The organism is Mesorhizobium sp. B2-4-14, from assembly GCF_006442155.1.
Classification (GTDB): domain Bacteria; phylum Pseudomonadota; class Alphaproteobacteria; order Rhizobiales; family Rhizobiaceae; genus Mesorhizobium.
Genome location: NZ_VFVA01000070.1, coordinates 1 through 10,063 on the forward strand (window position 1 = coordinate 1; position 10,063 = coordinate 10,063).

Consider the following 10,063-nt stretch of genomic DNA (forward strand, 5'->3'; position numbering starts at 1 on the left):
TCGGCGACGTTCTGCTCGGTGGTGGTGCCTTGTTCCGCACACACCGTTGCGCCAGAGAGCTTCAGCGCGCTGTCCACGCCGAGATCCTTGCGCACCATGAAGCCCTGGCCGTCATAATAGACGGCGCCGACGAAATGGATGCCCATGCCCGTGTCGCGCGACAAGGTCCAGGTCGACTGCCGCGACAGAATATCGACGGTGCCGGCTTGCAGCGCCGTGAAGCGCTCCTTGGTGGACAGCGGCACGTAGCTGACCTTGTCGGGGTCGCCGAAAACGGCGGCTGAAACCGCGCGGCAGAAATCGATGTCGAAGCCGCTCCATTTTCCCTGGTCGTCGGGTGCTGAGAAGCCCGCCACCCCCTGGCTGACGCCGCACAGGATCGAGCCCCTCTGCTTGACGATGTCGAATGTGTCCGCCTTCGCCGGAGCGGCCAGCGTGGCCGCTACGAGGGCGAGCGCGGTGATCAATGCATGTCTCATGGTTCCTCCCTTGACGAGGCAAAGCCTCTCCTGCCGCCGGCACGTGAAGCACCGGACCTTCGTGAAAATCGCTGTTGTTCTGTCAGTTCACGCACCGCCAGGCGGTGCGCTGGTCTGTCCTAAGCCTCTTGCGCCAGAACCGCCGCCAGCGTCTCGTCGAGAACGCCGACAAGATGATCGGCATTGGCCCGGCTGAAGATCATCGGCGGGCGCATCTTCAGGACATTGTCATGCGGTCCCTCGGTGCCGATCAGCACGCCGCGTGCCCGAACGCCATCATTGATGCGGCGGGCAAGGGCTGTCGCAGGCGCCTTGCTCTTGCGGTCCTCGACCAATTCGATGCCGAGGAAGAGCCCCTGGCCGCGCACGTCGCCAACGATCTCGTAACGATCCTGCAAGGCCTTGAAGCGCGCCATGAGATAACAGCCTATCTCCTGCGCATTGCGCCTCAGCCCATCGCGCTCGATGACGTCGAGCACCGCGAGCCCTGCCGCGCAGGACACCGGATTGCCGCCGAAAGTGTTGAAATACTCCATGCCATTGTTGAACGAGGCGGCGATCTCGGCGGTGGTCACCACGGCCGCCATCGGGTGGCCGTTGCCGATCGGCTTGCCCATGGTGACGACGTCTGGCGTTACCCCCTGGGTTTCGAAAGCCCACCAATGGCTGCCGACGCGGCCAAAGCCGACCTGCACCTCGTCGGCGACGCAGATGCCGCCGGCGGCGCGCACCATCGCGTAGACTTTCTTGAGATAGCCATCGGGCAGGAACACCTGGCCGGCAACGCTGGGGATCGATTCCGCCAGGAACAGACCGGGCGCGCGGCCTTGCCTCGCCATGTCGGCGATCTGCTCGGCGACGCTTTCGGCAAAACGCTTCGCATGCTCGTCATCAGGCCATTCGGCCGGTGCACGATAGCTGTCTGGAATGGCCGCCTCGAACACATGCGCCGGGCGCCCCTTGCCGCCCTTGCGCTTGTATTTGTAGGGGCTGAGGTCGATCAGCTCCTGCGTCGTGCCGTGATAGGCCCAGTCGAGCACGATCGCCTCGCTGCGGCCGGTATGGGTACGCGCCATGCGCAGCATCAGGCTATTGGCCTCGCTGCCCGAACAGGCGAAGGAGGCCACGGACAGCCCGGCCGGCAGCGTCGCCGTCAGCCGCTCCGCATAGGTGACGATCGCGTCGTGCAGGTAGCGTGTGTTGGTGTTGAGCTTTGCCGCCTGCCTCGCGATCGCGTCCACCACGTCAGGATGGGCATGGCCGAGATGGCAGACATTGTTGAAGCAGTCGAGATAGGCGCGGCCGCGATCGTCGATCAGCCAGGCGCCTTCGCCGCGCACGAACTTGATCGGCTCGGAGTAGGAGATGGAGAGATTGGGCAGCAGCGACGCCTTGCGCGCGGCAACGATCTCCGGGCGTGACCGGCCACTCTGCTGGAAGGTTTCGGGCGGAATGCCGGCGAGTTCGGCGGCATCCGGAAACAGTTCCTTCCACACGTCGAGATAGCGCTCTTCACCCACCCCAAGGATGTCGCGTGCGGCAAGACTGGTGTCCGTCGATATCTGGAAATGCAGATGCGGCGCCCAGCCGCCATTTTCCGCAGGTAGGCCCATCTCGCCGACAAGCGCGCCCGCTTCCAGGCGGTCGCCGGCCTTCAGCCGCCGTCCAGCCTCATGCGCCATGTGGCCCCACAGGGTGATGAAGGGTGGGCAGCCCGGCGGCGCATGCTCCAGCGCCACCAGGCAGCCATAGCCGAGTGGATCCTCCTCGATCTCGACGCTTCTGACGGTGGCGGCGAGCGGCGTGTAAAGCCTTGTGCCCGCCGGCATGAAAAGGTCGAGGCCGAGATGGTTGGCGCGCCGCGCGCCTTCCACGAAACGCGACTCGAAGATGTCGCTGGTATAGACCGTGCGGGCCTCCCCCCACGGACCGATGCCGAGCGCAATGCCATGTTCGGCGCAATAGGCATCCCACCATGCTGTCGCCTTGTCGGGCTGTTGCGCGGCCGATGTCACCGTCATCGGATTTCGCGGATCGCCGTAGGGCACAAGCGCCTTGGCAAGCGTCGCCGGATGGCGGTCGAGGATTGGCGCAAGATGCGCGCGGTTTGCCGCGATCCAACCTGTGACGGCGCGGGCTCCGGGAGCGGCTTCGAAGCCGCAGGCGTGGCGCAGGATCGCCGTGGCGAAGCGCCGGTTCATCCTGCCCAGACGATTGAGCAGCCGCCAGGCCGGCGCTTCCGAGATCGACAGGTAAGGATTGTCGGCAGTCCGCTCCTTGCGCGCCGCCGACAGCGTCACCGAGGTGACGAGACGCATCGCGATGAGGTCGAAGAGCAGGTCGAGTTCCTCTTCGCGCAGCGGATACTCGGCGTGGAAGCCGGCGGCCAACCGTGCGGCCGCGCCAATCGGATCCTCGGCATCGAGGATGGCATAGGCGCAGGCGACGGCGACCTCGGCGATCAGCGCGCTGTGCAAGGCATCGCCGAAATCGATCAGCCCGGCGACACGCTCGGGCTTTTCGGGATCGACGAGCACGTTCCAGTCATTGGCGTCGTTGTGGATCACCTGTGCCCGCAACGCCGGCAGGCGAGGCGCCACCTCGGCGTCGAAATGATCGAGGAACCGCTCCACCAAGGCGCGGTCCCGGTCATCACCGATGTGGTGAAGGCGCTGCCGCGCGCGACCGGCCTGGCGAATGTCCCAGTCGAACGAGCGCAGCGCGCCGGGATGAATGAAGCCCTGTAGGGCGCGGTCAAGCCGGCCAAGCGCACCGCCGAGGCTTTCAAGCAGCGCCGGCGTGGTCTGGCTCTCTGCCAGCGGCTGTCCGGCGAGCCATGACACCATGCGCACGGCATGATCTTCGCCGCCGGTGCCCCTGGCATGCGCGAGCGAGGCGCCCTGTGTCGTCTTCCTGAGATGCGGTACGGCGAGATCCGGACTGTTGCGCTCGAGGTGGTCGAACAATGCCGTCTGGAATTCGCTCTCGGCCAGCGGCTCGCTGGCATTGACGATTTTGAGGATCCACAGCGAGCGGTCGGGAGCAGCCAGCTTGAAATTCTGGTCGCGCTCGCTGTCGAGCGGCGTGACGCTGCCGGCAATGCCGAAGTGCCGCGTGGCGAGATCGACGGCCTCGCCTGGCGAGAATTGAGGTGCTGGGTGGGAAACGTTGGTCATCTGAAATCCGCATCTGCTTTGTCAAAGCTTGGCATGGGTCAAAAAATCGGGCATCCGGCAAAGCGTCGGTTGCGCCGGCACAATGACCGCATTGGCCGGCACATTAACGGAGCCGAGGGAGCGTGGCGCGATGAGGGAACTGGACGCCAAGGATCGGGACATTCTGGCCATCCTGTCGAAGGAGGCCCGCATCCCGCTGAAGACGCTTGCCGGGCGCATCGGTCTGTCACGCAGCGCGACGAGCGAGCGGGTGGCGTCGCTGGAGAAGAGCGGCGTCATCAGGGGTTACCGGGCCGATATCGGTCAGATGGACAAAGGCCTGGTCTGCGCCTTCCTGCTGGTCACGCTGATCCGCACGCCCTCCATCGGCATTCTCGACCAGCTGGCGCGCTATCCGGAAGTGCGGCGGGTGTCATCGGTGAGCGGCCAGCTCGATCTCGTCGTCGAGGTCGAGGTGTCGTCGATCGACAGGTTGAATACGGTGCGGGACCTCATTGCCATGCTCGGCGGCGTCGAGGACCTGACGACCGCGATCGTCCTGCGTCGGGATATCGAACGCGCTGCGGAGTGAATACCTCAAGACTGCTGTCGCCCTTCGCGCCGTTTTCGCCGCGCTCAAGCTCTGTCTATTTGGCGATTTCCAGCAGGGAAGACACCAGCAGCTCGCGTTCGTCTTTCGACAGCACATCGGAATCGAAGAGGTTCATGCTGCGCAGCCCCTCGATGGCGAGATAGCAGACCAGCAGCGATCTCAGGTCGTTCGTCTCGCCTTTCAGGCGTTCGAAGAGCTGCCGCTTGAATGTCTTTATCGGCGTCATGAAATCGGGATCCTCGGCGATCGCCGAAAAGATCCAGGAGGCGGAGGGTTGCTTTTCCTCGCAATCATTGGCCGACAGCCTGATATAGACGGCGAGCGGGTTTTCGCCATTGTCATTGCGATTGGCGGCCTCCAGCGCTTGCTCGAATTCGCGCAGATAGCCCTCGACCAGCCCCTGCATCAATTTGGCCTTGGTCGGGAAATTGTAGAGCAGGCCGCCTTTCGATACCCCGGCGCGGCTGGCGACGGCTTCCAGCGACAGGCTTCCGGGGCCGGACTCCCGTGCGACGTCAGCCGCCGCGGCGAGAATTTTCTCGCGCGAATTCGTTCTTCGGGCTCTCATGGCGCCTCCCATCGCAAGCTTAGGCCCAATTGACAAGACCGTCCAGACGGTACAGTAAGACCGCCGCTATTTGAAATCGGGACCTGCAGTCGATATGTGTCCCGATATCCGTGCTTCGCGCCGGATTACGACTGAGGGGTCTTTCTTGTTCAAGCGCATACTTCGTATCGTCATCATCATCCTGGTTCTGCTCGTCCTCGTGGTCGTGGTCGGTGGCATTGTCGGCTTCAACTTCCTGCGCGACAACGGCATCAAGCAGTATTTCGCCACGATGAAGCCGCCGGCGGCGACCGTGTCGACCACTATCGCCAAGCCGTCGAGCTGGACGCCTGGCGTCGAGGCGATCGGCACGGTGAGAGCCGTGCGCGGTGTGGACCTGACGGTTGAGACCACGGGCATCGTCAAGGAAATCCTCTTCCACGCCAACCAGAAGGTGGAGGACAACGCGGTCCTGCTGCAGCTTGACGATGCCGTCGAGCGTGCCGATCTCGAGGCCCAGAAAGCGCAGGCCACATCCGATCAGGCCGCATTCACGCGCGCCATCGAATTGCAGCGGCGCGGCGTCGGCACCGACGCGACGCTGGACGCTGCAAGGGCGGCCGCAAGCGCATCCGCTTCGCAAGTCACCAGACTGCAGGCCGTGCTCGACCAGAAACAGCTGACCGCTCCCTTCGCAGGCACGGCAGGCATTCCCAAGATCGATATCGGCCAGTACCTGGCTCCCGGCACAGCGGTGGTGACCTTGCAGGATCTCGACACGATGCGGGTCGATTTCTCGGTCCCCGAACAGCAGCTCCCGCTGCTCAAGATCGGCCAGACGGTTCGGCTGGGCCTCGGCGGCGGAGACATGCCGTTCGCCGGCGCCATTCGCGGCATCGACCCAAAGATCGACCCGTCCAGCCGGCTGGTGAACATCCGGGCGGAAGTCGCCAATCCCGATGGCAAGCTGACCCCGGGCCAGTTCGTGCGGGTGCGTGTCGAACTGCCCGAGGAGCAGAACGTGCTGGTGCTGCCGCAGACGGCACTGACCACCAGCCTCTATGGCGACTACATCTTCGTGGTGCAGCCGGCGAAGCCCGCCGCAGCCGCACCCACGCAGCCTGCCAAGCCGGAGGAAAAGCCCGCGGCAGCCGCCACCGACAAGCTTGCGGACAGCAAGCCGGTGGACAGCAAGGCGGCGGATGCCAAGCCGGCGGATGCGATGAAACCAGCGGCCGATGCAAGCAAGCCGGCCGACGCCACGAAGCCCGAAAAGCCGGCCGCGGACCCGGCCAAGCCCGCGCTGGTGCTGTCGCAGGTCTTCGTCAAGCCCGGCCGCCGCAATCAAGGCATGGTCGAGATCGTCGAAGGGCTGAAGGCCGGCGACGAGGTTGTCACCGCGGGCCAGAACCGCCTCTTCAACGGCATGTCCGTCAACGTCGACAACACGATCGACCCGACCAAATCGGCGAACAAGCAGGCCGGCCAGCAATGAGCTTTTCCGATCTTTTCATTCGCCGGCCCGTCCTTTCGACGGTTCTTGCCTGCATGATCCTGCTCCTGGGCTTCCAGGGCATCTTCAACCTGTCGATCCGGCAGTATCCGAAGGTTGACGAAACCGCGATCACCATCACGACCGCTTATCCGGGCGCCAGCGCCGACCTGATCCAGGGCTTCATCTCGGCTCCGATCGCGCGCGCCGTCGCCTCGACCGAAAACATCGACTACGTCACCTCATCGAGCCGTCCGTCTTCCAGCACGGTTACGGTGCAGATGAAGCTCGGCTCCAATCCGGATGTGGCTTTGACCGAGGTGCTGTCGAAGGTCCAGGGCGTGCGCGGCACCTTGCCGGATGCATCCAAGGATCCCGTCATCGTCAAGGGCACCGGCCAGCAGTTCGCGATGATGTACATCTCGATGCAGAATCCGAACATGACCAAGGAGCAGCTGACGGAGTATATCGAACGCGTCATCAGGCCCCGCATGTCGACCGTCGAAGGCGTCGCCGACGTGCAGATTTTCGGCGCCCAGCAATATTCCATGCGCGTCTGGATCGATCCGGTCAGGCTTGCCGCGCGCGGCGTGACGGCCGCCGAAGTTCTGACGGCGATCAACAACTCCAACTTCCTGTCGGCGCCGGGCAACACCCAGAACGAATATGTCGTCTCCTCGATCACCGTGCGCTCGACGCTGCAGACGCCGGAGGCGTTCGCCGAATTGCCGCTGCGCTCGACCGACGGCAATGTGGTGCGGCTGCGCGACGTCGCGCGCGTCGAACTCGGCGCCGAAAACACCGACACTAGGGTCAGCTTCAACGGCAAGCCCGGCACCTTTCTCGCCATCTTCCCGACGCCTGCCGCGAACCCGTTGACCACGGCGGCCGCGCTCACCAAGCTCGTGCCGCAGATCCAGGAAACGCTGCCGAAAGGCATGACGATCGAGATCGTCTACGACGCCACCGGTCAGATCAGCGCCTCGATCGACGAGGTGTTCAAGACCATCGCCGAGGCCGTTGCCATCGTCGTGCTCGTCATCCTGCTCTTCCTCGGCTCGTTCCGTTCGGTGATGATGCCGATCATCACCATCCCGCTGTCGCTGATCGGCGTCTGCTTCCTGTTGTTTGCGGTGGGCTATTCGATCAACCTTCTGTCGCTGCTGGCCATGGTGCTGGCGATCGGCCTTGTCGTCGACGACGCCATCGTGGTGGTGGAGAACATCCATCGCCACATGGAAGAAGACCACATGTCGCCGATGCAGGCGGCCTTCAACGGTATGCGTGAAATCGCCACCGCCATTGTCGCCATGACCATGACACTGGCTGCCGTGTTCGCACCGCTGGCCTTTACCGGCGGCCTGACCGGCTCGCTGTTCCGCGAATTCGCGGTGACGCTGGCCGGGTCGGTTGTGCTGTCGGGCGTCATCGCCATCACCATCACCCCGATGATGTCGGCGCGCCTGTTGAAGCCCGGCAATGCCGGCCGTTTCCAGCGCATCGTCGACGGCACCTTCTCGCGGGTCGAGCATGTCTATGAGCGTGCGGTCACCGGTTCGCTGAACTATCGCCCGCTGACGCTGATCATCGTGCTGGCGCTCGTCGGCGTGACCGGCTTCATGTTCACCAAGACCTCGACGGAACTGGCGCCGGAAGAGGATCAGGGCTTCCTGCTCTCGCTCGTAACGGGACCGCGGTATGCGACCTCCGACTACACCGAGACCTACGTCAACCAGATCCTGGGCCTGGTGAAGGACATTCCCGAAACGCGGGCGCAGTTCTCCGCCGTCGCCTTCGGCGGCACGACCAACAGCGCCTTCGTCGGCTTCGCCTTCAAGGACTGGGCGGATCGCAAGCGCAATTCGAAGCAATTGCAGGCCGATATCACGGCCCGCATCGCCAAGGTTGCCGGTGTCCAGGCCTTCGTCTTCGCCCCGCCGACGCTTCCCGGCTCCGGCGGCGGCTTGCCGATCGCCATGGTGGTGCGCTCGACGGGCAGCTCAGCGGAAGTCTACGAGGCGGCCGAGCAAATCAAGAACAAGGCGCAAGCCTCCGGCCGCTTCATCGTCGTGCAGAACTCGATGGCCTATGACGCGCCGCAGGTGACGGTGACCATCGATCGTGACCGCGCCGCGGCACTCAATCTGCCGATCGCCGATATCGGCCGAACGCTGACGCTGCTGGTCGGCGGCGCCGAAGTGGCGCAGTTCGACCGCGACTCCAACAGCTACGACATCATCCCGCAGGTGCCGCAGGAATTCCGCGACAATCCCGAAAAGCTCGGCGAATATTTCGTCCGCAGCGTCACCGGCGAGATGGTGCCACTGTCGGCGGTGGTGAAGATTTCGAACAATGCGGCGCCGGCGGCGATCGAACAGTTCAACCAGCTGAACTCGTCAACCATATCCGCGCTTCCGCTGCCCGGCGTCACCACGGGCGACGGCCTGAAGGTGCTTGAGGACATCGCCCGTGAAAGCCTGCCCGATACGTTCTTCATCGACTATTCCGGCCAGTCCAGGCAGGAGAAGGAGCAGGGCAACACGATCCTGATCGCCTTCGCGGCCGCCGTGATCGTCATCTATCTGGTGCTGGCGGCGCAGTTCGAAAGCTTCCGTGACCCGCTGATCATCATGATGGCGGTACCGCTGTCGATCTTCGGTGCGATCGTGCCGCTTAATCTGGGCCTCGGCACGCTCAACATCTACACGCAGGTCGGTCTGATCACGCTGATCGGCCTGATCACCAAGCACGGCATCCTGCTGGTGGAATTCGCCAACCAGCAGCGTGAGATCCATGGCATGCGGCGGCGCGACGCCATCATCGCCTCGGCCAAGGTGCGCCTGCGGCCGATCCTGATGACGACGGCGGCGATGGCGCTCGGCGTGGTGCCGCTGATCGTCTCCAGCGGCGCGGGTGCCGCGGCCCGCTACTCGATGGGCCTGGTGATTTTCACCGGCATCCTGGTCGGCACCATGTTCACGCTCTTCGTCGTGCCCATGTTCTACACCTTCATCGCCAGCAAGGATCTGCCTCAGCTTGCCGAGAAGCCTGATCCCAAGCTGATGCCGGCATTGCCGACCTGAAGCAATTCCAGGAAAAAGTGTGTAACGGTTTTCCGATCGGGATTGCGCAAACAAACAACTAAAAAAAGAGGCTGGAGATTTTCCGGCCTTTTTTTGGCTGGGCTCGATACCGCCGGGTCGAGCTGAGCTCATTATCACTGGAGAGCGTTCCGGCGGGAGCCTTGGACGGGATGCACGGCGGCGCATCGACAACCGTTCCCAGCCTGCTACTTGACGATGACTATGCTGGTATTGGCCGGCCCGAAGGTCTCGACCAACTGATAGAAATCGGCGGCGGCAACGGGATGCAAGCGCACGCAGCCATGCGAGGCCGGCTGGCCGAGACGCTTGACGGCATAGGTCGCGTGCACCGCGTAGCCGCCGCTGAAGAAAACTGAGTGCGGCATGGGTGCGTTGTCGTACTTCTTCGAATGCCACATCTCATGCATCCGCGTCGGCTTGGACGAGCCGGTCGGCGTCACATGCGCCCTGTCGCCAGTGGAAACCTTCCAGGCGAAGGTCGGCCGGCCATCGACCGAGACCTCCATGACCTGCTGCGAAAGCGACACCCGCGCCACGATCTTGTTGGCGGCATGAGCACTGTTGGCGGCATGAGCACTGTTGGCACCGAATAGAAGCGCGGTGCCCGTGAGCACGGCTGCGGTGATATTGATCAATTTGGCGGCAATGGTGGTGTGCATGACGTCCTCTCTCT

At 63.8% G+C, this 10,063-nt stretch carries 7 protein-coding genes; 3 read left to right on the forward strand and 4 right to left on the reverse strand.

Translation table 11 applies throughout. From position 1 onward, the window contains the following. Both FJ938_RS28995 and FJ938_RS29000 read right to left on the reverse strand, forming a co-directional pair. Window positions 1–479: transporter substrate-binding domain-containing protein (locus FJ938_RS28995; RefSeq protein WP_140700028.1), on the reverse strand; the 479-nt coding region annotated here is incomplete at its 3' end. A gap of 119 nt (window positions 480–598) precedes the next feature. Further along, window positions 599–3,655, reverse strand: coding sequence for an aminotransferase class III-fold pyridoxal phosphate-dependent enzyme (locus FJ938_RS29000; protein WP_140700031.1), 3,057 nt, complete (start codon window positions 3,653–3,655; stop codon window positions 599–601). Window positions 3,656–3,785: 130 nt separating this feature from the next. Here FJ938_RS29000 and FJ938_RS29005 point away from each other — a divergent pair, with 130 nt between their 5' ends. Beyond that, complete coding sequence (locus tag FJ938_RS29005) at window positions 3,786–4,226, forward strand: Lrp/AsnC family transcriptional regulator (RefSeq protein WP_140700034.1); 441 nt, start codon at window positions 3,786–3,788, stop codon at window positions 4,224–4,226. Window positions 4,227–4,281: 55 nt separating this feature from the next. On the opposite strand, the gene FJ938_RS29010 is transcribed toward FJ938_RS29005, so the two are convergent. Continuing rightward, complete coding sequence (locus tag FJ938_RS29010; RefSeq protein WP_140700037.1) at window positions 4,282–4,815, reverse strand: TetR/AcrR family transcriptional regulator; 534 nt, start codon at window positions 4,813–4,815, stop codon at window positions 4,282–4,284. Window positions 4,816–4,960: 145 nt separating this feature from the next. Here FJ938_RS29010 and FJ938_RS29015 point away from each other — a divergent pair, with 145 nt between their 5' ends. Together FJ938_RS29015 and FJ938_RS29020 are read left to right on the forward strand one after the other, a co-directional pair. Then, on the forward strand, window positions 4,961–6,289 hold the full coding sequence (locus FJ938_RS29015) for an efflux RND transporter periplasmic adaptor subunit (RefSeq protein ID WP_140700040.1): 1,329 nt from the start codon (window positions 4,961–4,963) through the stop codon (window positions 6,287–6,289). After that, on the forward strand, window positions 6,286–9,369 hold the full coding sequence (locus FJ938_RS29020) for an efflux RND transporter permease subunit (protein ID WP_140700042.1): 3,084 nt from the start codon (window positions 6,286–6,288) through the stop codon (window positions 9,367–9,369). The genes FJ938_RS29015 and FJ938_RS29020 overlap by 4 nt, the downstream gene beginning before the upstream one ends. Window positions 9,370–9,575: 206 nt before the next feature. On the opposite strand, the gene FJ938_RS29025 is transcribed toward FJ938_RS29020, so the two are convergent. Next, window positions 9,576–10,049, reverse strand: coding sequence for a L,D-transpeptidase (locus FJ938_RS29025; protein WP_140700045.1), 474 nt, complete (start codon window positions 10,047–10,049; stop codon window positions 9,576–9,578). Window positions 10,050–10,063: the final 14 nt, after the last annotated feature.

Excerpts from the sequence above, each read along its gene's own strand:
- FJ938_RS29025 (WP_140700045.1), bottom strand. The coding sequence starts at position 10,049 with ATGCACACCACCATTGCCGCCAAATTGATCAATATCACCGCAGCCGTG.
- FJ938_RS29005 (WP_140700034.1), top strand. The coding sequence starts at position 3,786 with ATGAGGGAACTGGACGCCAAGGATCGGGACATTCTGGCCATCCTGTCG.
- FJ938_RS29010 (WP_140700037.1), bottom strand. The coding sequence starts at position 4,815 with ATGAGAGCCCGAAGAACGAATTCGCGCGAGAAAATTCTCGCCGCGGCG.
- FJ938_RS29000 (WP_140700031.1), bottom strand. The coding sequence starts at position 3,655 with ATGACCAACGTTTCCCACCCAGCACCTCAATTCTCGCCAGGCGAGGCC.
- FJ938_RS29020 (WP_140700042.1), top strand. The coding sequence starts at position 6,286 with ATGAGCTTTTCCGATCTTTTCATTCGCCGGCCCGTCCTTTCGACGGTT.